Genomic DNA, 22019 nt, shown 5'->3' with positions numbered 1-22019 from the left:
CTTATGTATTATATAACTGAGAATACAAGAATATAAGATTTAAATGGATGCTATGATTGTGTGTTATATGTTTTTTTTCAATAAGGTACGTGAAATTATAGGTGTGGGGGTAACTATTTACACCTTCCCTGTAAATCTGAATCCTTTGTGATATCATTCCTTTATAATACATTAAAGGAATGGGAGGAAAAAATACATGGAGAATCAACCAAATTGGCAACCTATCCAAAACTTGCCTATCATTGCAAATCTAATCGATGGTCAATTTATAGATGCTAAAGAACAATATATAAACCTTTTAGAGGCCCGCAACAAACCTCATGTGTTGGATGATGCAACCATACAACGCACCATCCGTGTTTACACAGAACAACTTGAATTTGTATGGATATTTGAAGAACAGCTCTCCAAATGGATAAAAGAAGAGCGTTTAACACCTATCGAGCAAAGTGAAATTGAACGCCTTCAAGGACAGGTGCAACAGTTACACCATAATTTAACCGATATTTTAGCTCTAACGGAAAAATTAAAAGAGGGAACCTATGAAAAAGTAATGAAAAAAAGTGATTTGCAACTTGGAATGGAATCTTTACAAAGGATTAAACGATCAGATTATTGAGAAGAAATACTTATATGAAAAAAGGATTCCGTAAGCAAAATGAGCATTTGTACATTTCTAGTAAAAACGTTATAATAGCAACCTAAAATGAATCATTACCTGGAGGTACACACATGAATAAAACAGAACTTATCAAACAAGTTGCCCAGGAAGCAAACTTAACACAAAAAGATGCAACTGCATCTGTGCAAGCTGTTCTAGATCAAATTACACAAGCCCTAGCAAAAGGCGACTCTGTGCAATTAATTGGATTCGGTACATTTGAGGTACGTGAACGCTCTGCACGTAGAGGACGTAACCCTCAAACAGGAGAAGAAATGTTCATTCCTGGAGGAAAAACACCTGCATTTAAAGCGGGGAAAAGCCTAAAAGAGGCTGTAAAATAAATTAACATACATAAAAAGAAGAGGGATTCCTCATCTCTCTTCTTTTTCATATGAACCATTTCTTATTTCACTAAGTACTGTTGCAATTCTTTCATCAGATAATCTGCACCTTCTGAGCTGACAATAATTTTACCATTTGCTAATACAAAATTACGTTCTGAAACTTCTCCTGTCACCATGCAAATTCCATCAGGTTGATACTTCTGTAAAACAATTTTCTCTCCGTCTACAAAGATTTCAATTGGTGTTTTAGCCTCTATATCTAAGGTATTCCTTAATTCCCTAGGAAGCACAATACGCCCCAATTCATCGACTTTGCGAACTACTCCTGTTGATTTCATCAAATCTCTCCCTTTTTATCAAATCTATTTTAACTAGGTTTCTCCAAAAATCAAAAACATGAACATCCAGAAACACACACTAACAACTTGTTAGAAAGGTAAATCGTCGTCCGAAATATCAATTGGTTGACCTGGATTAGAGAATGGGTCATCATTCTTTTTAAATCCAGAGTTACCAGAATTACTAGATTGATTAAATGAGTTCGAACCTTGATTACCAAAACCAGCTCCTACTGGCTGTTGATTGAATGAATTACGTTCTCCTCCACCACTATTACGTGGCTCTAAAAATTGTACGTTCTCTGCAACCACTTCCGTCACATATACACGCTTCCCGTCTTGCCCCTCATAATTACGAGTCTGAAGACGACCATCTACACCAGCTAAACTACCTTTTTTTAGAAAGTTTGCTACATTCTCTGCAATTCTTTTCCACACTACAATATTTATGAAGTCTGCTTCTTGCTGTCCATCCTTCTTAAATTGACGGTTAACAGCTAGCGTAAATGTTGCGACCGCAACCCCATTTGGCGTGTAACGTAAATCGGGATCCTTTGTAAGACGACCAACTAAAATTGTACGATTTAAAGACATATGTTTATTTCCTCCCTTAGTTCCCTTTATTTTTTAGGTTCACCAAACCATTCATACATGGCTTGACGACTAATAATCCATTCCTTCCGCTTTCCTTTCGGATGTAAAAAGAATTTGATTAAGCCTTCATCTAACATCCGTTGTAACTCTACTACTTTCTTTTCAGTCATACCTGAAGGGCTGATTTTGTGTTTCAGCGTTTCACGAGGAATTCCCCAATAGAATGATGCTTCACTTGGCGTCATGTACTTTTCAATCTCTTTCATGAATATCTCCTTTATTGTGTTCCTTTTATGCTATACTGGTTCATGAAGGGAATGTGCTAGATTCCCTTCATAGTTTCACACTCATTCAAATTCCCTTCTGTTTGCTTTTTTGCAACGGAGGGGTTTTATTTTTGATACTTAAATCTTGATTCTAAAATAGCCAAACGAATGAGTTTAACCTTAATTTCCTTACTCAAAGATAACCACTCCGGCGTATTGATTTTCATCATGAATCTCCCCTTTTCTTTACATCATTTTAATTACTATCATTTTTCTATCTAATTCATTGACCTGCAAACAATACGGCGTACCAGTTGCTTCTAATGCATAGCAAAACATTTGATAATACTTAAAATTACTAAGATGGAAATCAATTTGACCTCTTACAAGGAAATGTCTTAAGTCTCTTATTACTTCAACTAACCTCTTTTCCATTGCAATCCCCCTTATCAACTTTGCTCTTATAAGGTCATTGTAACTCCTTTCGAACGACCTTGCAAGGTCTTAATATTAAATTTCTGAATTTTTATTCTTTAACACAACAGAACAAGCGTAAATTTATATAAATTAACAAGAAACACTTTAAAACATCTTTTGAGGCTCATATACCCCTTTAAATAAGTTTTAAATCACCAGACACTTTATTACATTACGGTCAATAATAAAATGCGATACACGGTAATCTGAGGATCTGTTTTTATATGAACCTCACTTTTTTGAATAAAATAATGGATGAGCTGAATATAGTCCTTTCAGCTCATCTATTAATTGCTTCAGTATGTGTACAAGAAGGAAATTGAGAGCAACCAAAAAACTTATTATCATTTTTCTTTGAATACCGAATAACTAATTGATTTTTACAAACCGGACATTTCCGTTCTGCTGGATTGACTTGCTCATACACATCTTTCGCTTTTTGTTCTGGATTCACTTTGTTAATCAAATTCTGAAGTTCAAAACGATCAATGAGTTTCACCTGGCATGCTTTTGCTAATTCTTCAGCTTGTTTTGTAAATACACTATTGGTTACGATCCATGCCTCGTCAGCCTTGTAATATGCTTTTCCTGCATACACTTCTTGCACAGCTCGAATCCCAACTCGGTTCTTTATCCCATATCGTTTCGCCTGGATAACAATACGATTTCTCCCTTTTAATATGACGTCCACGCCGTAGTCACAAGAGCGTTTTGTGACCTCTGGTCGGTATCCAAGCTCTCGAAAAAGTGCTTTTAAATATACCTCAAATTGAAATCCATCCATTTTGTCAATGTAATGAATTCCCGACTTCGCCATCCTCTTCAAGATTCGAATTTCACGTATTTTTCTAACACTCCATTTTAGGATATGAAAGCTAATATAAAGACCCATTCCATACAAAAAAAGCTGTAATATACCTGGCATCGGTAATGTATTAGACACTTCGCTCCATCTCCTTTTTCTGTATTAGTTTCTTTTGCTGTACTTGCACTTGTTTATGAGGCTGTTGCTGTTTTTCTGTTGATTGTATGACTGCCTTCAGCGCATCATTCCAATCTTTCACCTGTGATGGAAGATGCATTTGGACACGTGGTGTAATTGTTAAAGCTCCCATCTTTTCCGTGAATTCTTTCCCCGCTTTATCATTATCTACTGCGAGGACAATTCGATTCACGGAAAGTCCTTCATCTTTTGCCTCTTTAAATGTACGTAGAACTGTCTTCATCTTCAGACCATTCATACTGACTAGCCTTGCATTTTGAAGACGGTTTTGTTGTAACGTCCAATAGGAAAGGAGATCAATGGGGCTCTCAAAATAATAAATGGATGTTGGTTTCCCAACATCCACTGTAAATCCTGTATTCGGTTTTCCATTCGGTAATATCTGTTTAAAAGAGCCTCGCTTATTCTCCATCTTAACCGTTCCTTGTCGTTCTGCACCTACTATATCTCCTGTCCCGCCTTGTTCCCGCCATTTAAATACAACATTCTTCTTTTTATCTTGTGCAATAAGATCCTGCCCAATCAACCAATTGACTAATCGGGAATCAATTTTCCGCTCCTGAGCTAAATACTGCTTAATTGCTTGTTTATCTTGGGCTTCTAAATGACCTGGATACCGAAATGGCTCATTTTGTTTCGGCTCTTCTTCCTTAGAAGATGTAAAGGTTGGATAATCGCCAAGGTTCACATCACGGACAGCTTCTTGAAAGGACATGCCATAGTACATTCTCGCAAAACTAATGGCTCCATATCCTTTCTCTCCACGGCTATTCCACACAAACATATTCTCTCGAATAATAAGGCTATCATGCTCCGTATGTCGATAATAGTTACCCTCTTTTTGAAATTTTTCCCCTTTGGCTTCTAAATAAGACAATAAATCCACATCTTTTGCTTTCATGACTTCCTCCTCTGCCAGTCGATATGTCATGTTGGCACCTCCCTTTGTTGTGAATGGTTTTAAGAATAAAAAAGAGAACTGTTTGTATCAGTTCTCTACATCATTTATTTTCCAAATAGGAATTTTAATCGTTTCTCTTGTGTACTGTATGACAAACGAGCATCAAATTTTTTCCCTGTATTTTTGGACTCGAATCCTTTAATTTGATCGGTCATATTCTTTTCTAATAATTTGATCACATTGTTACTACTAATTTTCTTTCCTGACACCGTCCCTGGGATAATGAATTCACAAGTCTTTTTATACTGCTCACATAAGTAGTTCGCTTTCCCTACGATCACTCGGCTCTTGCACAACGGACATTTCCCTAATGTACGATCTTCCACCGTTGGAAAACGAAACTTTAATCCCTCTTTATCCAGATAGAGTGCCGCTTTAAATTCTCCTTTTTCTCCTTTAAACCCTGGAATAAAGTCTGAACATTGCCCCTTCAAAATTTTCTTCATTTGAGAAGGAGGAATCGCCTTTTCTTTGATTTTTGCTGGCAACATGAACTTACAACCGTTTTTATATTCTGTGCATCCGAAAAATGTCTTTCGGTGAAGGATGTCTCCTTTTTTACATTCTGGACACTTACCAAGAGACAGCTCATCTGTCGTCGGGAACTGGAATTGTACTTTCCCTTCTCGTAACACCAAATATGCTGAAAACTCTTTCTCACCCGATTTAAAGCCTTTTAACAGATCCGTTTTCTTACTTTCAAACAGCTTTTTTACTTGTGCTTCAGGAATTGCTTTCTCTTTAATTTTCTTTGGCATGCGTATCTCACACTCTGGATAATTACTGCAACCATAGAAGTTTCCTTTATGAAGAATTTTTCCCTTTTTACATGGGCAACGACATACTTCAATTTGTTGATTCCAATTCAAAATCATTTCATCCGCCACTTTTTCCTCAGTTTCCCCAAGTTTTACAACCGTTTCTTTTACAAATGTATTCGTACTCTCCACAAACTCACCGTATGGCATTTTTTTCTTTTCGATCATATGAATCATCCCTTCCATTTCAGCCGTATAAGCTGGATTTTTGATTTCATCTATCGGAAATTTCTCTACAAATGCACGACCAATTTTCGTTGTACGAATTTGGCCATTGGTAACTGTGATGTAATTTCTCGTTGCAAGCTTAGGAATGAACGTCTCTTCTGTTGCGACTGTTCCAATCCGTTTTCCTTTCATTAACTCTTTTAAATGGTCATCATCTAATTTACGACCAGCGGTCTCCATGAACGTTAGAATGGAACTTTCAGTATGAAATGCTGGTTTCTTTGTTTTCGACTGAACTAAGTCATGTTTTACGATTTGGAATGAGTCTCCTTCATATAAAAAAGGGATTTGAAAGCTTTCCACAGAACCTTCTTCCATGTCCTCATGAAATACGCTTAAAAATCCCTTCTCTTGAAGAACTTTCTCTTTTGTACTATATATGTTTTCCTCTTGATCCATAAACTGTACCTCACGTACCAAATAAACAGCCGGTGGCATAAAATTCCCAATAAATCGTTTCACAATGAGGTCATATAATTGAATTTCTAATGATTTTCTATTGGTCCCGTCATATGGTTTTGTTGTCGGGATGATGGCAAAGTGACTATCTACAAGTTCATCGTTAAAAGTGGCATGTTTTTCTGTAATAGTATGCGTATCTACAAGTTGCACCAAATCCGCATAATTGGTAGCCTGCAAGGCTTGGAATACTTCTTGTACTCTGCCTACCTTTTCCGTTGGTAAATGCCTGGACGATGAACGAGGATACGAAATCCAACCTTCTTCATATAAACTCTGAATATGTTTTTTTGCGGTCTCTGCACTCACTTTCAATTTTGAATGTGCCTCCTTATACAAATCCGTCAGGTTATATAATAATTTTGGTTTCTTTTTTCTCGTATTCTCCTTAAACTCCGTTACCGTTAACGCTGTACCAACTAATTTAGCACCAAGCTTTTGCAAAGGAGCCGGATCTAATAATTGGTCTTCTGTCTTCATGATTGCCTCTAAGCCATTGTCTGTGATAAGTTTCAGATTATAGTAGGTTTGTTCTCTATAATTCTCTATTGCTACTTCACGTTGCCAAATCTCATTCAACAGGCACATTTGCACACGCCCTGTCGCTAATAAGAATTGGTTTTTAGCCAGTTTCGTTGTACACCCTCTCGTCACATTCATTCCGAGAAGATAGTCCAGATATTGCCTTGCTTTTGCAGAGTTTGCAAGTCCATCATAGTGTTCCCCAGGCTCTAATCGATTCAATCCAGCCTCTAATTCTGCTGGTTCATAAGAAGAAAGCCAAAGACGAGATTGTCGTTTATTTATACCTGCATACTCATACATTTCACGATAAATCAGTTCACCTTCACGGTCTCCATCACAGGCGTTGACCACATGATCTACATCTTGACGCTGTAATAGCTCCACTAGCGTATTAATTTGTTCAATATAATCTGGTTTTACCTTATACTCTGGTTCTACTAATATTGGTAAATGTTCAAACTTAAATTCTTTATACTTTTCATCCATTTCTTCTGGATGCTTCAGCTCTAATAAATGACCCGAACACCAACTAATAATATATTCCTGGTTTTCAAAGTATCCATAATACGGTTTACTACCCATATGTTTTTCTGCATTTCGAAAGCGTGGTGATTTCAATAATTCGTATGCAACTTTCGGTTTTTCCGCAATAAATAATGTTTTTCCCACCATTCATTCCTCCTCATATATGTAAAATCTTTAATTTTGACGCTTCCCTTTTCGTAGCTTAAATCGTTTTACCGCACATTGTCCCATCCATATGCAAGTATTCATTGTCACGACCACAAGCAACATACAACCAGCAAATAACCAGGGATTCATGACATCTTTCTCCATTCCCAATCCTTCTGTAGAAAGACATACATTTGTTTTTTCTCTGATAACACCTCACGTGCAATTTGTATTTTTTCTTTTGGCAAAGAAATAAAAATTAGTTCTTCTGTACCTATCGTTTCTGCCCATACGCCCGTATAATCGATGTCTACAATCTCAACGATATTTACCATTCTTTTCTCCCCTTTCGTTGTTAAAAAGAAGAAGAGCACTGTTTAACAGTACCCTTCTTACAATGTGTCCATTAGGAACGTTCCATTTCCGTTTCCTTTGGCTGCTCTTTTTTTTTCACACCTTTAAATTGATGAAAAAGCTGTGCGAATTTATTTTGGTTTTTCGGTTCTTTCTCCTGGCTAGATTCTTTTTTATTATTTTTATCATATTCTTGTTTTTCTTGATCCAGGGCTTTTTCGAGGTTAGTTAGCTTTTCACGCTGAGAATCTGTTAGATTCAGCCCTTTTAATTCCTGAAGAGTTTCTTTTTTTAACCGATATACTTCAGGATAAGAATGTGTTTTCTCGAACTCTTTCATTTCTTTGACACGTTCTTCCCGACTCTTGAAATACGTTTCCTCTTGTTTCCCTGGGCGAGCTTCCTTTTTCTCTTCTTTTGATACCCGTTCTTTGGAATCAGATGACTTTTCTTTATCAACCCCCAGTATTTCCAATACTTCAGCCTTATACTGTTCTTTATATTGTTCCTCCCCCTGAGAAGGAGCAATCTCTTCTAGTACTTGTTCCTTGTATAACTCCTTATAAGCATCTTTCGGAGTTTCTTTTGGTATCATTACCTTATCTTTTGTCTTTAATGGTTCTAAAGGCTCAAAAGACTGCTCTACATTATATTCCATCCTTTGAATGGATGTTTCAGCAATTACTCCTTGTTCAATTGCTGTTTTCCGCAATGTCGTATATTTGTCTTCTGTACGCATGACTCTCAACACACTGTCTGTATTGTATTCATCTTCTTGTCTTTTTGCTTCCACAAATGCTCGGTAGCGAGTTTCTAATTCTTTCGGTATATTTTTTACAATTTGATGTGTTTTTTGAGGTTTTTCTCCATGTTCCTTCATCACATCAGAAAATGCTTTTTCCCCTGTAAGTCGAAGAGTAGATTTCGACCAATTCTCACCATCTATTTCTTGTTCGTATACTCTCACTTTCCCTGTACTATGATGAACATCAATGGTGATATCTCCTTGTCCCCAATCCATTTCACTTGTCACAGAAGGTAACGACAACCGAGTCACACCTGGCTCGACACCTCTTCTCACCTCCTGCATATTCTCTTTTGGGAACCTATCTTTTTCCTTTCCAGCCTTTTTCATCGCATATTCATATAGTGCATATTTTACATCTTCTTGCTTAACTTGTTCTTGTATACTCATTTTTACCTTCCTCCTTAAAATAAAAAATCACTTTCCGTTTTAAAGGATAAGTGATGACTGTTTTTCTTCATTTAGTTGTGAAAACAAACTATTTATCGCTCCAATTCCACTTCTTGTTTCTTTTTCTTTGCAACATTTTGGAACTGCGTAAAATTCGAGAATGGTTCAAACTGTTTCTCACGATCAACCACTTTAGATGCGTTCTGTTTCGTAACTGTAATTCCTTCTTTATTCAACTTTTCTTGCACTTTATGTTCTAATTGTGTGACAGACTCTTGTGTGATGAGTTCATTATCAATGGCTACATGTTTCGTCGCAAAATACCTTTCTTCCATTTGTACACGATGGATAATACTATCGATATCGTTTACTGTTTCATGAGATTGCGCTCGCTTAAAAGATTCATATTTTCCACTCAATTCTTTTTCCATGGAAGCTGTAACATGTGTAGCTGTGTGCGGAAGTGGGTTTAATTTTTGTTCAAGTGATCCAATCGGTGCATATCCTTCTTTTTTCATTTCTTGATATAATTCCAATTCTTTTTCACTAAACGCTGGATTCTTTTGCTCCTCTGCCTTATCAACTAAAACGCCATATCGTTCATCTTTTACTATTTCATCTAGACTCATGCTTGCATTCTTCTCATGTACAACAAACGAGCGATTATCTTCTCCGTCGAAGATGGAATTCTGAACTTTTTCATATAAATCTGGTTTCAAAATGTTATCCAAGTAGACATTTTCTCGATTACCGTTTTTCTCCATTAAAGAAACATATAAGTCGTCTCGATCAGACTTATCAAGATTCCATACTGATAAATAGTTGATTTCTTTTGTCACAGCATCCATCATGTGTATTCTTGCCACTTCCTCATCTTGTATATCTTTATCCAAGACCTCAATCGTTACCAAATGAGCGGGTGTTTCTTTTAAACTTTCTAATGCACTAGATTGATCCATATCCTTTATATTTGCCATACTTCCCACCTCTTTTTCATGTATTTGTTCTTTCACTTTTTCCAATGTGTTTTCAATCGTTTCAATAAATTCAGTAGAAGTTTCATGTACTTCTTTTAATAATTTAGATTTATCTTTCAGCTCTTTTCCTTGCGTCCAGTCCGCTAAATAACCTAACGAATACGCGCTTGTATCCATTCCAAAATAGGAAGAAACCGTATAAGCTGTCATCTCTGCTTGAAACTCTTTTTCAGGTGCTGTGTAATTCATATGCGTTTCTGCTGTGTGAAGTTTGGCATGGGCTAGTTCATGAAGAAGCGTTTTTACATTTTGTAATTCACTATTCCTCGGATTCAAGGCAACCTCTTTCGTTAAGGTGTAGCTCACCCCCTTTGCGACCCCAAGTTCTTGTTTCGGCTCAATAATTTTCACACCGTTTTTTTCAGCAATAGCTTCCATCCCTTTGTATAAACTCTTGTAATCTCCTACATTTCCTTCTAGCCAACGATTCGGAAAGATACGGGGTAGATCTTCAGCTTTTGCGTTCGTCTGAGACACATCAAACACATATCCGACAGAGAAATATAAACGACCTGGTTTGACTTCTACCTTTTTAAATTCAATCTGTTTTTTCTCTTCTTCACTTGCCTTCGCAACAGGTTTCCAAGTTCCCGTTTTGTCTTTAAATTTTGCTGTTGTTCGGTTCGGAACAAGAATCTGTATTCCTTTCTCACCCTTATTAACCGAAAATCCTTTTTCTTTCCAAAAAGAAAAGGAACCCACGGCTCTGGTTCCCTCAAATTGACTCTGTATTAATGCAATGTTAGATGGTGAATAGCGATAAAACTTTGCCATAAATGATAAATACTCTTTTAAATCTCCTGGTGAACGAAAGTAACCTTCTATACTTTTTTCCATCTTTTTTGTCAGTGCTTCTACCTTTTGTTTTTTCTCTTCAAATGAAACAGGGGAACGCTTTTTACTCATTGTTTTCCGCTCCCTTTGATGAAGCTTCTATTAATTCATCCATTGTTTCTTCATTCCAAGCTTCTAAATCTGTCGGAACACATATTGTACGAGTTTTCATGTTGATGGGAATTAATAAATCGTTTTGTGGAAGTTCAATATAATTAAATAGTTCTTGTTCTTCCTCATCTGTTAACGAGATTGTAACTTCTTGATTGCCCACTTCAAAAGTGACTTCTTTTTCGCCAATAAATTTTATAATTCCGATTTCAATATCTTCGTGAAATAACAACATCTTCGCTTCCCCTTTTCTGATATAAGATACCTATCTTACTTCCTTGTTCTTTACTTTTGCGTTCCACTCTACCATACTACCTAGCCATACAAATGGAATTGCAGTCCCTGCGCAGTGTAACAGAAACGATGCATCCGTTACAACCTTTGTTACATATAAACAGAGTAACCCTACACCCACTATGCAACCTAACACCAATAAACGCACAAGTTGTTTCCAATCCTTTTCAATGACTAACAAGCTGATTACTCCTACACAAATGATTAACAGAAAGATAGCAACCATACCTAACGAATTGGGCACGGTTACAATTGGTTCAATTCCTGAAGGCCCCATCTCTCATTCACTCCCTTATCAATTGATTTCATCAACAGGTACAAATACTGTTTCCTTTTGTCCTCTGGACGCCTGATGATCTATCTTCTTTTGTCTTTTATGTGTAATTCTATCCTCCACTACTTTTCTTATATGCTTTGTCGCTTCTGTTTCTGCGATATCAGTTGTACAAACTCCTTGATAATTTTCATGTTCATAAATACCATTCATAAACTCAAGCAACATTTGTGTATTTTTATCTGTACTATTTGTACCAAGTCGGATTTTTGTCAGCTCTTCTTTTAATACTTCATGAAGATGTTTTGTCACAACTTCCGTAATATATCGAAGCGACCATTCTTGTTGTTTTGCTTGTTCATGATCTCTACACATTTTTGCAAGTGCTACCCCATTGTAGCGAATTTGATGTTCCTCCATATAAGCCCTAAAGTAATGATCCGTTTCCTCATCAATAGTAAATAGGCGTTTGACTTCATTCTCCTTCATCGTTCATGACCCCTCTCATTTTGATAATTAATGTCTCGCTGAATCTGTTCATAATAACGTTGGTTTTTCCAACTCTCATATTCACTTTTAAATGCACCCTCCATTTTTTTGAGTGCATACTGCATTGAAACATTTTGCTGAAAGTTTTTTCGCTCTCTAGGCTTTCGGTCTAACATTTTATCAATGCGTTGTCGTTCCTTATCGTACGCTTTCATCTCTTGCAAAAATGCGTTGCCCATTCGCTTGTGAAGCTCTTCTATTTTATTTTCCTTATAATTTTCATATCGTTTCTTATCACCAGACCCTTCTCCATACGCTCGCTTTAATACATCTACTTCTGTATCTAACTTTTGAAGAAACTCTTTATAATCTTCTTTGTGATGCTTCTCAATATATTTTTGTGTTAATGCATCAAGATGAGGACGTAAGGGACGCAATGTATTGTAACTGTATTGCCATTGCCTTTTATCTTCTGGTAAACGTTTATATATAAATTGAAATAATGGTTTCAGTTCTCGATTGCGCCACTTTAATGTAGAGTCTTTTTTCTTTTTTGCCACCATGTTCTTTCGAATCAAATCGTTAATTTGTTTTTGTTCTTGCCCACGATCCATAATATTTTGAGCCACTTTCGCTTTCATCGCATCTAATGTTGTTTGTTTTCTCTTGCCACGGTCTCTCGTTGGATATGGCTCCACTGTTGCAATATGAATATGGATGTTATCCGTATTATAATGAATCGCTCCTGACCAAACCGCCGTATGTTCGAGCTTCTCTCTTTTTAACATTTCTTTCATCGCTAACCGGGTGACATCCATCAATTTTTTATCATCTACTGTGCGTGTTTTCGGATCATATATGCCATGTTCTGCAAGCCATTGGTTATCAAATGTAATCACATCTTGCCACATGATACTGTTATTCTTTTGGGCAAGCTGAAACATCTTTTTTAGGTCTTTCTTTTCCTTTTTATTCAAACTGTTACTCTGTTCTGTAAATAAGGCGGACGTCTTTTCAGAATCCCCCATGTAATCTTGATACAGAGAAAACATTTTCTTGTGTGCTTGCCCTTCTTTTTTTGCTTCTTCTCTGTCAATATACTCCACATAATCTTGAAAACTTTCTCCATCCGCTGTCACAAATTTAGAGACGGTTACAACCCCTGGTGTCACTGTTGGTTGTGAAGGACTTGTTGATTGACTCATGCCTCATCATCCTGTGTCATCATTTTTAAAAACGCATCCATCTCTCGTGCAACCTCAAAACATTTTTCCATCGCATAGATATTTTTTTCTATCAACTGTTGAAGATACAATTCACGATTTTGTTGTTCCTGATAAAACGCTAAGGTTTCCAGTTGACCTCTCAAGAATTTATCTCTTGAAAGCCCTTTTGCTTTTGCAATTTCATCAATTCGTTTCACCGCAACTGGATTCATATTTCGAACTCTTACCTCCATTTTCATTTCCTCCTCTAAATTCGGGATCTCCACTCAAAAAGAGAGAGAAGAGCATAAGGGTTTTTTGTTCCCACCTAGGGTGTGAAGCTAAGCAAAGCCTAGCGAAACCGTGGGAACAAGAAGAACTCCGAAAAGTCGAGTCATGGTCGACTCAACTTTTTTCATAACCGCTCCGCATCTTTTGCCTTCTCATCTAATTTTTTTATCTTTTCTTTGACCTGCCCTTGCTCCCATTTATATAGTTCAACTTTCTCTTTTGACTGACTAATATTCGTTTCTTTTGAATTGATTTTCGCATCTGTTTCCATTTTTTCTGTTTCCGTTTGGTACTTAGAATCGTTCTTCCATTCCGTTATTTGCTCTTGCCACTGTGTTTGTTTAGATGTTTCTTGTTTCATCATTGCATCGTATTGTTTTACTTTTTCTTTTAATGTTTTTTGTTCGATACCAATGAATACTTTCGCATAAGAGCCTTTACTTTTTTGTGAAATCCCTTCTTCTACATCTGTTTTGTTTTGATCGGAGAAGAATGATTTTAAGAACGTTTGCTTGTCATCTTCTTTTGAAACTTCTTTTTCTTCTTCCGTCTTTTGCTTTGTCTCTAGCGTCACATCTCGATTATTTTTTTCAAATACATCAAGCGCAACTGCTTGCCATTTTGGAGATAATTCTTTCACTTGTACAACAAGATTCTCATCATCCTGATACACAACTTTCACCGGTAATTGAAGATTTGGATTTACTTTTTCTTGCGCTTGAAACTGATATTGCTCGCCATCTCCTCCCTCTATATGAAGAAACATTTCTATTGTATGAGAAGCTGGATCATACGCTCTTCTTTCCACTGTCATTGTTCGACTTCCAAATAACGCAACCGGCTTTTTTAGTTCTGTATGATAAACCGGTTCTTCGTAAGGTACATATAATTTCGAGGTAAAGAACAAGAAAAAACCGACCAACATAAACCCTACAATCAAACCATATATCCATGATTTTTTTCGTCTCAAATTCACACCATTGTTCACAACTTCCATGTACCTAGCACCTCACTTTTTTAAGATGGAATAATTTGAACTGTTAATTCTTCTACATTAGTTACTTGCCAATTCTCTTGATTTTTTTGTACAGTCACTTTCATCACATTTTTTGTTTTATCCGTTTTCCCTTGCGCTCCAATGGTCAGTGTATTTTGAAATTCCGCAATGACTTCTACCTGAGAAGCTCCAATCACATAGGCTTGTAAATATATCTTCATATCAGATGGTTTAGATACATAGGTATCATCCATTTCGAATGTATCCGTTGGATAAAAGAGTTGAAATATTTCGTCCTTCATCAGTTTTTTTGCCTTTGCTCTTCGCTCCTCATATCCTTGCTTTTCTCGATGAAACGATAACTGAATAAACTGTTCTACTGTTGAAAGATATGCTTGCCTCTGTTGTTCCTGTTCCGAAGGAAGTGTTTCCTTCACTTTCTTTTTGAGTTCTTCATTATCAGTTTGCAACACCTGCTTTTGAACTTTTAATTCTTTTACATCTCCTGTTTCATCGTTACGAGCGTACAGAAAGATGTTCAAAAAAGTAACGCCTGCAATCACAATCGCAAGCGTTATAAACCAAATTTTCCTTTTATCTTTTTCAATCGGCTTACTCATTTTTTCCGCCTCCTTCACTTACATTTGTTTATTTAGGATGACTATATTTTTTAATAGCGTCTCACATGCCCACTAAATACTTTACTCCAGTATGGGTTTGATAAATTTTCGATTGAAACCCCCTTGTTTGTTTGACAACCAATGAAAGTATTCTGGTCAATTACAATGCCAACATGACCGTCATGTTTATACGTATCAAAGAAAATCACATCTCCAGCTTTCATTTCCATTGGTGAAATCTGTGTGCCAATTTTATTCAAGGTTTCTGTACTTACAGCCCCCATTGGACTTACATTCATTCCTATTTGTTCGAATGCCCAGCGTACAAAACTACTACAATCAAAGATGCCTCTTGCGATGTCATTTGTGTTCCGTCCACCACCAAATACATAGGTAGAACGTCCTATCCATTGACGCCCCACATCAGCAACTTGCGAGCCGGAAGAACCGCCTCCTACGGCACCTCCACCGCCGTTGACAGGCACACCAGGCGTATAATATTTCAACACGGCATCAACATAAAGCGCGTCGCCATAGCATGCCCCATATGGTATCATTTCTGGTCGTACACAACGATACATGCCCGTATGTTTCACTTTTTGATATTGCTCTGCGGAGAACTGAATGGCTAATTCTTTTGTATATTTACCTCCGTGTTTTGCAATAAAATCGAAGAATCCTGTTCCAAAATTGTAGGCTTGCAAAGCTGTTTTAATATGATCCATATCACCCGGTCCCGTGACACCCGCTCGCTCAATCGCATGCTTAAATTCTTGAACACCAGCCCAAATAGAGTAGTCTGGATCGGTAATACAATTCGGCCCTTTACAGTACTTTGTATTGAAAGCTCCTTCAGAACTTTGCATTGGATCGAGTCCACGTCCACCACTCTCCTGCATCATTTGACTAAGCATTAATGGGACAAATGCCTCAACGCCAAATTGCTGGGCATACTTCCGAATTGTCGGCTCCCATTTCAACACTTCTGCCGAAACATTTGCCGTCCCTATACCACCCTGTGGGTATGTAATATCCCCTTGCTTTTTATTTCCTTCCATTCCACCAATAAGTGTCATTGTAGCCCCTAAAAGAATTGTTCCAAGGAGAAAAAGTAGACTCAGAGCGATCATAATCAACCACTTTTTCGGGATGATTTTTAGTACAAGATGCATGAATTATGCCCCTCCTCCAAATAACGCTAACTCTTCTTCTGTCACATCGACTTTAAATAAAATATTCTTGACGGCACTAATACATAAAAGTACATCTCCTGTTGGTAAAAAAGGTATTTCATTCAGTTCACTTGTACTGATTTGTCCCGCAAATACTCGCCGTAACATATCTAGGTTGTTGCTATCTTGTTGCATAATAAATTTGTACTGCGTAAGCTCAAAGAGTGTCTTAATTTTTTCTACCGCTGCCACACTTGCATCCTCTGGCACAAAGTCTCGGATAGAATGACTTGCAAATACAATCCCTGCAAAATATTTACGTGCTTCTCGGCTAAACTTAATCGTAAAATCCACCGCATGTTGACTACGTTCACTCGTATTTATCAGATGATGCGCTTCGTCCATGATAATGAGAAAACGCATTACGTCTTCAAACTTTAATTCCTTTCTATCAAACGCCTTCCACTGCGGTTTTCCGTTTTCTAGCATCTCATCCCACATTAAGTTCATTACACTGAAAATCTGTGCTTGATAGATTTCTTCTTTTAAACTCATAAGATGGCGCAATGAAAAAAAGACGATTTGCTCTTTAGAAAAATCTTCTATTGTAGAAATACCGTTAAATAAATGTCCATAATTGTCTACTAAATTGATAAGATTTAATTCAATCAGTTCTAAGCGTTCCTTACGAGTCGGACTGACATTAGAACGGTAGATTCCTTTCTTTATATCTTCGTATAATTCTGTACGAACAAAATGTAAATAATCAGAGAAAATCGGATATTCACTTGCTGGTAAACTCGTAATATGATTGACAGCTTTCGATTCATCACTCCATAATTTCTTAGCTACATACATTTTGCGCAGTAAATTCTCATACTCCTTAATTTCATCATCTTTTGCTTCTGGCGCAATAAAGCGATAAAAGATACTCATTTTAGATAAATGCTGGGTAAATGAACCTTCTTCTGTTTCAGCCGTCTTATACACTTGAAGCGGATTAATTTTTCCTTGTGACCCATCCAGTGCGATCTGCTTCCCATTATATTCATGCACAATATCTTCAAACTCACCTGTAATATCAAATCCCCTGATTTTATACCCCTTCATCGCATAATCACTCATGATTTTTTTCAGCAAGGTTGACTTACCAGCTCCCATTTTCCCGATTACAACCGCATTATAACTTTTTCGCTGTGCATCTTTATGAAACAAATCAAAAATGACACTCCCCTTTGTTTTGGTAGTGCCATAGTAAATCCCATATGGATCATTTAAAAATGTAAAGTGAAACGGGAAGCCTCCGGCTAAAGAAAGAGCCGGTACTTCTTTTCCATTTCGTTTATTAATATATTGCTTTTGCATTTCAAAACTTGATGTGAGGGAAGCCCATTCATGTTCTTGTTCATTTAAGAAAATGGCACCTCTAAAATTATATGATTCTAATGTTTCCATGACTTCTTTTGCTTGTTTTTCAAGCTCTGCCATTGTTCGTGCGGAGATATAGATACGTAAGTGAACTCGTTTCAGCACCTCTCCTTTTGATACTTGTTGATACAACCGTTCCAACTCTTGAAACTGTTGTTCCGCTTCAATTCGTTCAATATTTTCTTTTGCGTTCGCATGTCGAACGCTTTGTTCTGCCATTGATTTATTAATGGATTCAATCACTACTTTTCGGCTGTCACTTATAATATCTAACGTTGTAATGACATTCGGCATATTCATGATAGGCTCTAACCAAAAGTCATTTACTGTCGTTTGATACCCGTATACATGAATACAAGCTTGTAATCCATCTCCACCTTGCACATATAGTTCTTTAAAGTGAATGCCCCCTTGCGGTTGAATCTGGGAAACTAATTCTTTATTGATTTGTTTCTTTTCTTTTTTCTCTTCTTTCTTTTTCTTTCTCTTCAAAAAATGTAGTACAGACACATTCATCACCTCTCCTTATTTTTTCGAACCAATTTTCGAGTTTTGATTATGCAATTTATATAGAATTTCTATTTTCTTTTCCTCTTCCATTTCTAATAATGGTATGCATCGTTGCAAGTACCTTTTTGACGACTCCACCCGTTCTTTTACAACAAATTCACTCTCACCATATACAAATAAAAAGTACTCGCGATTTGTGCGCCCCCATTCTAAATACTGAAGTTCTTTCAATTTTTGTACGAGGAAACGCTCGTATAATGGATTCTGACATGCTTCAATTTTCTTGAGTAGAAAACGTTGTTGCGGCTCTGTAGAAACGGGAAAGTTCATGGATACAATTTTGATGGACTCTTGATACGATTGGTAATAGTGGGCAAGGTGATAAATCGCAAATTCTGCTTCTTCCTCGTTCAGGGAGTAAATATCTGTTCCCTGGATCTGCAAGATATCTACAAAACCTTGTTCTTCCCGAAATTCAAAAACACCATTTGCTGTGATATCAATAATTGGGATAATCTCTGCAATACTCTTTTTTATATGAGGTGGTTTTTCTTTCTTTTTAGCTTTTTTAACTTTTTTCTCTTTCTCCTTCTTCCCTATTCTTCCCGAAGCCTCGTCAATCTTCGCTGTTTTTTGTACAACCTCTTGCTTCTTATTTCCTAGATGTCGCATCATATTCTTCTTTGTTTTCTTCACCGGCACGACTTCTTCTTTCAAAGGAGAAACAACAGGAGCCATTTCTTTTTTTTCTTGAAATCCTTTTATTTTCACTACCTCGCCTGGTTTCTTTTCTTGTTTTTGTGGTTGGAGAGAAGGTTTATTTTGGCTCTTCTTTTCTACCTGTCTATTCATTTCTTTTTCATTGAATAATGCCATCCCATTTCCTCCTTCAGTCTTGTTCCTGGTCAATTGCACAATACGTAGAACGCTTTCTAGCTAACGCAATGAACAATACCTCAAACATCCGTTTTTGTGGGTTTGTATTTGGACGAACAATCAAAATCACTCCTACTATCAACATAAAAATATAATATGGAATTTGAAACATGGGATGAATCAAAGGCTTCGTTGTCATGGTGAAAACCACAAGCCCAATAATAAACAGTAGATCAAATAAAAATAACGCTTTGTTAATCTTTAATTCTGTTCGTATTTCTTTCGGGATATTATAATTTGCCATTTTTATTCCCTCCTAACCTACATTTAAATCTGAGCATAGATTGCACTCTCTTTTTCTAGAAATTTTTCAATTACATTCATCATTTTCATGCTTACTTCTTCTGCATCACACCACTGTTTAAATGCATACACTCCCTCTTGAAAATCAAATCTATTAGGCGATAACTTCGTAAGAGTCTCAATTGGATCTTTATTTCGTATGAAATCCATTCTGCTTTCCGTCTCTAAGCTAAGAATAGACACATGCCACTTGTTCTTTAATAACCAACTTGTGAGAAAATCTCTTCGACTTGTATAAAGAACCGGATCATATTTTTTTACAAGTTCTTGTATACGTGATTCAAATAAAGGATCGTCATATAGGACTTTCACATGAACTTCATACGGTGAAAGGGATCCTTTATTCACCTTTATACGTGTTGCGATTTGATAATTCATACCTGCATCCTCCTCATTCCCATTTTAAAACCGAAAAAAATAAGCATCCCCTGTATGCTTACTGCGCTCCACCCTATACATCTTTTCTACGATCTCTGCTTGGATTCTGATTTGCATCTTACTTCTTACCTTCATCCTTATTTTTACCTTTGTTCCGTAAACTCTCCCCTGTATTTTGTCCAAGCTGATAAGAACGTTTTGTCTGTTGTACCGTTTTAGAACTATGAAAAGCATTGGAAAGGCGATCCTTTGCATATTGTCCGATTGTACGATTTTCTCTTCGTGGTGCTGGGATATCATTTGTAGAAGATGGTGCTGTATCTACTGGACGAGATGAACCTGAAGAACTTTCACCACTTGTTGATGTTCCGCTATGACTTGGCTGAGATGGTTCTGGTGTACTTGTTGGTGTTCCGCTACTACCTGGTTGAGATGTTGCTGGTGTACTTGTTGGTGCTCCGCTACCTCCCAGTTTACTTCCGCCTGGTGCGCTTATTGGTGCTCCGCTACCTCCCGGTTTACTTCCGCCTGGTGCGCTTATTGGCGCTCCACTACCTCCGGATTTACTTCCGCCCGGTGCGCTTGTTGGCGCTCCACTACCTCCGGATTTATTTCCGCCTGGTGCACTTGTTGGTGTTCCACCACCTCCAGATTTACCTCCGCCTGGTGCACTTGTTGGTGTTCCGCCGGCTACATTCGTTGAAGAACCCTGCCCTTCATTTTTAGCCTCTTTATCAAAACCAGATGATTTCATTTCATCTTGCAAAGACATTGCGCCGCCACTTGCCTCGCCTTGGGACACTTGACTTTTTTCTGTTCCAGAACCTGATTGAGCCATTTCATCTTGTATAGATGAATGACCGGTTCCATTTGCCCCGCCATCGGCACCGCTTTGCTTTTCTTTTCCTTCTTTTCCATTTTCTTTACCTTGCTGTCCTTTTACTTGCTTCTGATCTTGTTGTCCGCTATCACTTGCTTTCCCCGCATTTTTATATCCGCTTGCCATACCCGTTATAGCTGCACTCGTCTGCAATGCCCCATTCCCTGCGCCTTTCATCATGCCACCAACTTTCGATACCGTACTACTTGTCGCATTCTTTAATCCTTTTCCAAGTGCGTAGCTACCTGCAACGACTCCCCAACCATTTTTAAGACCTGCATCAATACCAAAGATACGTTCACAAATGACAGGACCATCTACAACCGCAAGGCTCAAACAAATTAAAGCGATGACGTAAGCAATCCCATTCATATTTTCATGAATATAGTTCATACCGATGAGGTAGAGTTTTAATGAAATAAAGATCATAATCATAATTAAAAAAGAATTTAAGATATTAAGAAGAATATGTTTTGTCTTCTGTCCGTTTGCCACATCTGCCGGTGCAACTAAGTTTGCTAGAATGTAACTGAAAGCTAGTTCAAAACACAATTTTCCAAGTTTGATTGCTGTAAATAACAGAGTCATACCAATGACAAACAGAGACGAAGCGATTTTCCAGAACTCCCAGTCCCATCGATAATATTTATCTGGCCAAAAATCAAACCAACCATTCTTCAGATCTATGAGCACTTCTTTTCCATCTGGTGCAATACTCATTTTCTTTTCTAAAATTTTTTGTCCATCCTCTGAAAGCTTGGTATCTTTATTAATTTTAGAATCTTTATCAATTTTTTCTAGGATATCAATACGTCTGATATTCTCTTGTGGAATTTTGTTAGGTTCTTTCAATTTTGTAGTTTTCCACTTTTCTATATCGAACTGTGCTACATCTGTAAGACCATCTTTTATAATCTTTTCACTTGTTGTTCCATTCCCTTTGAGATCCACTGCCTTAATTGCCTTATCTGTGAATTTGTCTGCCTGCATCATTGCTGTACTCAGTAACACAATTACACCCATACTGATAAAAATGTTGACTGCAATTTGTTCTCGATTCGTTTTCCGATTAAATATCAGTGTATATCCAATATAGATGAGCGAAAAAGCAAATAGTATATACAAAACTGGTTGAAAATCTCGTACAAATGATTGTACTTCTTCTGAAGCAAATAACGTTTTTACCAAAAGAATTTTATCTGTAATCCCTTCTAATGCATCTACCAGATACGATAGTCCAATAATTATCATCCAACCAATCGAACGAAGAATATAATTGATAAAGCCACCAATCTCTAAATAATCATTAAACATCTTCAATATTTCTAAAACTTTTTCATCATTCATGATTTCACCTTCCTC

The 22019-nt window shown here is 37.1% G+C and carries 26 protein-coding genes; 2 read left to right on the top strand and 24 right to left on the bottom strand.

Annotated features, from left to right (window positions below):
* The first annotated feature begins 196 nt into the window (after window positions 1–196).
* Together AC3WVZ_RS32790 and AC3WVZ_RS32785 are read left to right on the top strand one after the other, a co-directional pair.
* Window positions 197–619, top strand: coding sequence for a hypothetical protein (locus AC3WVZ_RS32790; protein ID WP_233937072.1), 423 nt, complete (start codon window positions 197–199; stop codon window positions 617–619).
* 113 nt (window positions 620–732) lie between these two features.
* Complete coding sequence (locus AC3WVZ_RS32785; protein ID WP_233937071.1) at window positions 733–1005, top strand: HU family DNA-binding protein; 273 nt, start codon at window positions 733–735, stop codon at window positions 1003–1005.
* Between the two features lie 62 nt (window positions 1006–1067).
* Here AC3WVZ_RS32785 and AC3WVZ_RS32780 read toward each other — a convergent pair whose 3' ends face one another.
* From AC3WVZ_RS32780 to AC3WVZ_RS32665, 24 genes are all read right to left on the bottom strand, one after another.
* Window positions 1068–1346 (bottom strand): AbrB/MazE/SpoVT family DNA-binding domain-containing protein, encoded by a 279-nt coding sequence (locus AC3WVZ_RS32780; protein ID WP_002205089.1) that lies wholly within the window; start codon window positions 1344–1346, stop codon window positions 1068–1070.
* A 90-nt stretch (window positions 1347–1436) separates the two neighbouring features.
* The gene (ssb, locus tag AC3WVZ_RS32775; protein WP_233937070.1) at window positions 1437–1940 is read right to left on the bottom strand and encodes a single-stranded DNA-binding protein; all 504 of its coding nucleotides are present in this window, start codon (window positions 1938–1940) and stop codon (window positions 1437–1439) included.
* Between the two features lie 26 nt (window positions 1941–1966).
* A complete protein-coding gene (locus tag AC3WVZ_RS32770) occupies window positions 1967–2206 on the bottom strand; it encodes a hypothetical protein (RefSeq protein WP_002205092.1) in 240 nt (79 codons plus the stop codon).
* A 246-nt stretch (window positions 2207–2452) separates the two neighbouring features.
* Complete coding sequence (locus AC3WVZ_RS32765; RefSeq protein WP_098652010.1) at window positions 2453–2641, bottom strand: hypothetical protein; 189 nt, start codon at window positions 2639–2641, stop codon at window positions 2453–2455.
* 322 nt (window positions 2642–2963) lie between these two features.
* Entirely contained in the window at window positions 2964–3626 is a 663-nt protein-coding gene (locus tag AC3WVZ_RS32760; protein WP_098652009.1) for a restriction endonuclease, read from the bottom strand.
* Entirely contained in the window at window positions 3619–4617 is a 999-nt protein-coding gene (locus tag AC3WVZ_RS32755; protein ID WP_233937069.1) for a DUF3991 and toprim domain-containing protein, read from the bottom strand. The genes AC3WVZ_RS32760 and AC3WVZ_RS32755 overlap by 8 nt, the downstream gene beginning before the upstream one ends.
* A 74-nt stretch (window positions 4618–4691) precedes the next feature.
* Window positions 4692–7346 (bottom strand): type IA DNA topoisomerase, encoded by a 2655-nt coding sequence (locus AC3WVZ_RS32750; protein WP_233937075.1) that lies wholly within the window; start codon window positions 7344–7346, stop codon window positions 4692–4694.
* 30 nt (window positions 7347–7376) lie between these two features.
* Window positions 7377–7514 (bottom strand): hypothetical protein, encoded by a 138-nt coding sequence (locus AC3WVZ_RS32745; protein ID WP_233937068.1) that lies wholly within the window; start codon window positions 7512–7514, stop codon window positions 7377–7379.
* The gene (locus AC3WVZ_RS32740) at window positions 7496–7684 is read right to left on the bottom strand and encodes a hypothetical protein (RefSeq protein ID WP_233937067.1); all 189 of its coding nucleotides are present in this window, start codon (window positions 7682–7684) and stop codon (window positions 7496–7498) included. The genes AC3WVZ_RS32745 and AC3WVZ_RS32740 overlap by 19 nt, the downstream gene beginning before the upstream one ends.
* Before the next feature lie 71 nt (window positions 7685–7755).
* On the bottom strand, window positions 7756–8898 hold the full coding sequence (locus tag AC3WVZ_RS32735; protein ID WP_233937066.1) for a hypothetical protein: 1143 nt from the start codon (window positions 8896–8898) through the stop codon (window positions 7756–7758).
* 92 nt (window positions 8899–8990) lie between these two features.
* Complete coding sequence (locus AC3WVZ_RS32730; protein WP_233937065.1) at window positions 8991–10841, bottom strand: ImmA/IrrE family metallo-endopeptidase; 1851 nt, start codon at window positions 10839–10841, stop codon at window positions 8991–8993.
* Window positions 10834–11115, bottom strand: coding sequence for a hypothetical protein (locus AC3WVZ_RS32725; protein ID WP_233937064.1), 282 nt, complete (start codon window positions 11113–11115; stop codon window positions 10834–10836). The genes AC3WVZ_RS32730 and AC3WVZ_RS32725 overlap by 8 nt, the downstream gene beginning before the upstream one ends.
* 30 nt (window positions 11116–11145) lie before the next feature.
* Entirely contained in the window at window positions 11146–11451 is a 306-nt protein-coding gene (locus tag AC3WVZ_RS32720; RefSeq protein ID WP_233937062.1) for a hypothetical protein, read from the bottom strand.
* 18 nt (window positions 11452–11469) lie between these two features.
* Window positions 11470–11937, bottom strand: a complete 468-nt coding sequence (locus AC3WVZ_RS32715) for a hypothetical protein (RefSeq protein ID WP_233937060.1) — start codon at window positions 11935–11937, stop codon at window positions 11470–11472.
* The gene (gene mobP2 / locus AC3WVZ_RS32710) at window positions 11934–13142 is read right to left on the bottom strand and encodes a MobP2 family relaxase (protein ID WP_233937059.1); all 1209 of its coding nucleotides are present in this window, start codon (window positions 13140–13142) and stop codon (window positions 11934–11936) included. The genes AC3WVZ_RS32715 and mobP2 overlap by 4 nt, the downstream gene beginning before the upstream one ends.
* A complete protein-coding gene (locus AC3WVZ_RS32705) occupies window positions 13139–13396 on the bottom strand; it encodes a hypothetical protein (protein ID WP_086401515.1) in 258 nt (85 codons plus the stop codon). The genes mobP2 and AC3WVZ_RS32705 overlap by 4 nt, the downstream gene beginning before the upstream one ends.
* Before the next feature lie 161 nt (window positions 13397–13557).
* Window positions 13558–14430, bottom strand: coding sequence for a hypothetical protein (locus AC3WVZ_RS32700; protein ID WP_233937058.1), 873 nt, complete (start codon window positions 14428–14430; stop codon window positions 13558–13560).
* A 20-nt stretch (window positions 14431–14450) separates the two neighbouring features.
* Window positions 14451–15050, bottom strand: a complete 600-nt coding sequence (locus tag AC3WVZ_RS32695) for a YddI family membrane protein (protein ID WP_233937057.1) — start codon at window positions 15048–15050, stop codon at window positions 14451–14453.
* A 50-nt stretch (window positions 15051–15100) separates the two neighbouring features.
* Entirely contained in the window at window positions 15101–16222 is a 1122-nt protein-coding gene (locus AC3WVZ_RS32690; protein WP_098582637.1) for a bifunctional lytic transglycosylase/C40 family peptidase, read from the bottom strand.
* Between the two features lie 3 nt (window positions 16223–16225).
* Complete coding sequence (locus AC3WVZ_RS32685) at window positions 16226–18166, bottom strand: VirB4 family type IV secretion system protein (protein WP_233937056.1); 1941 nt, start codon at window positions 18164–18166, stop codon at window positions 16226–16228.
* A gap of 9 nt (window positions 18167–18175) precedes the next feature.
* Window positions 18176–19036, bottom strand: a complete 861-nt coding sequence (locus tag AC3WVZ_RS32680) for a TraC-like domain-containing protein (protein WP_233937055.1) — start codon at window positions 19034–19036, stop codon at window positions 18176–18178.
* A gap of 13 nt (window positions 19037–19049) precedes the next feature.
* Window positions 19050–19340, bottom strand: coding sequence for a DUF5592 family protein (locus AC3WVZ_RS32675; RefSeq protein WP_233937054.1), 291 nt, complete (start codon window positions 19338–19340; stop codon window positions 19050–19052).
* Window positions 19341–19363: 23 nt separating this feature from the next.
* Window positions 19364–19777 carry a hypothetical protein gene (locus tag AC3WVZ_RS32670; protein WP_233937053.1) on the bottom strand — a complete coding sequence of 138 codons (414 nt, stop codon included), beginning with the start codon at window positions 19775–19777 and terminating at the stop codon, window positions 19364–19366.
* Between the two features lie 118 nt (window positions 19778–19895).
* Entirely contained in the window at window positions 19896–22004 is a 2109-nt protein-coding gene (locus AC3WVZ_RS32665; protein ID WP_233937051.1) for a pLS20_p028 family conjugation system transmembrane protein, read from the bottom strand.
* Between the last annotated feature and the right edge of the window lie 15 nt (window positions 22005–22019).

Source organism: Bacillus sp. CPT56D-587-MTF (assembly GCF_058792335.1).
The sequence above is the reverse complement of the archived record's forward strand: the minus strand, read 5'-3'. Positions and strand labels throughout refer to the sequence as shown.

Coding starts and splice junctions, on each gene's coding strand:
- AC3WVZ_RS32790 (WP_233937072.1), top strand. CDS start 197: ATGGAGAATCAACCAAATTGGCAACCTATCCAAAACTTGCCTATCATT.
- AC3WVZ_RS32785 (WP_233937071.1), top strand. CDS start 733: ATGAATAAAACAGAACTTATCAAACAAGTTGCCCAGGAAGCAAACTTA.
- AC3WVZ_RS32780 (WP_002205089.1), bottom strand. CDS start 1,346: ATGAAATCAACAGGAGTAGTTCGCAAAGTCGATGAATTGGGGCGTATT.
- ssb (WP_233937070.1), bottom strand. CDS start 1,940: ATGTCTTTAAATCGTACAATTTTAGTTGGTCGTCTTACAAAGGATCCC.
- AC3WVZ_RS32770 (WP_002205092.1), bottom strand. CDS start 2,206: ATGAAAGAGATTGAAAAGTACATGACGCCAAGTGAAGCATCATTCTAT.
- AC3WVZ_RS32765 (WP_098652010.1), bottom strand. CDS start 2,641: ATGGAAAAGAGGTTAGTTGAAGTAATAAGAGACTTAAGACATTTCCTT.
- AC3WVZ_RS32755 (WP_233937069.1), bottom strand. CDS start 4,617: ATGACATATCGACTGGCAGAGGAGGAAGTCATGAAAGCAAAAGATGTG.
- AC3WVZ_RS32745 (WP_233937068.1), bottom strand. CDS start 7,514: ATGGAGAAAGATGTCATGAATCCCTGGTTATTTGCTGGTTGTATGTTG.
- AC3WVZ_RS32740 (WP_233937067.1), bottom strand. CDS start 7,684: ATGGTAAATATCGTTGAGATTGTAGACATCGATTATACGGGCGTATGG.
- AC3WVZ_RS32735 (WP_233937066.1), bottom strand. CDS start 8,898: ATGAGTATACAAGAACAAGTTAAGCAAGAAGATGTAAAATATGCACTA.
- AC3WVZ_RS32730 (WP_233937065.1), bottom strand. CDS start 10,841: ATGAGTAAAAAGCGTTCCCCTGTTTCATTTGAAGAGAAAAAACAAAAG.
- AC3WVZ_RS32725 (WP_233937064.1), bottom strand. CDS start 11,115: ATGTTGTTATTTCACGAAGATATTGAAATCGGAATTATAAAATTTATT.
- AC3WVZ_RS32720 (WP_233937062.1), bottom strand. CDS start 11,451: ATGGGGCCTTCAGGAATTGAACCAATTGTAACCGTGCCCAATTCGTTA.
- AC3WVZ_RS32715 (WP_233937060.1), bottom strand. CDS start 11,937: ATGAAGGAGAATGAAGTCAAACGCCTATTTACTATTGATGAGGAAACG.
- mobP2 (WP_233937059.1), bottom strand. CDS start 13,142: ATGAGTCAATCAACAAGTCCTTCACAACCAACAGTGACACCAGGGGTT.
- AC3WVZ_RS32705 (WP_086401515.1), bottom strand. CDS start 13,396: ATGGAGGTAAGAGTTCGAAATATGAATCCAGTTGCGGTGAAACGAATT.
- AC3WVZ_RS32700 (WP_233937058.1), bottom strand. CDS start 14,430: ATGGAAGTTGTGAACAATGGTGTGAATTTGAGACGAAAAAAATCATGG.
- AC3WVZ_RS32695 (WP_233937057.1), bottom strand. CDS start 15,050: ATGAGTAAGCCGATTGAAAAAGATAAAAGGAAAATTTGGTTTATAACG.
- AC3WVZ_RS32690 (WP_098582637.1), bottom strand. CDS start 16,222: ATGCATCTTGTACTAAAAATCATCCCGAAAAAGTGGTTGATTATGATC.
- AC3WVZ_RS32685 (WP_233937056.1), bottom strand. CDS start 18,166: ATGAATGTGTCTGTACTACATTTTTTGAAGAGAAAGAAAAAGAAAGAA.
- AC3WVZ_RS32680 (WP_233937055.1), bottom strand. CDS start 19,036: ATGGCATTATTCAATGAAAAAGAAATGAATAGACAGGTAGAAAAGAAG.
- AC3WVZ_RS32675 (WP_233937054.1), bottom strand. CDS start 19,340: ATGGCAAATTATAATATCCCGAAAGAAATACGAACAGAATTAAAGATT.
- AC3WVZ_RS32670 (WP_233937053.1), bottom strand. CDS start 19,777: ATGAATTATCAAATCGCAACACGTATAAAGGTGAATAAAGGATCCCTT.
- AC3WVZ_RS32665 (WP_233937051.1), bottom strand. CDS start 22,004: ATGAATGATGAAAAAGTTTTAGAAATATTGAAGATGTTTAATGATTAT.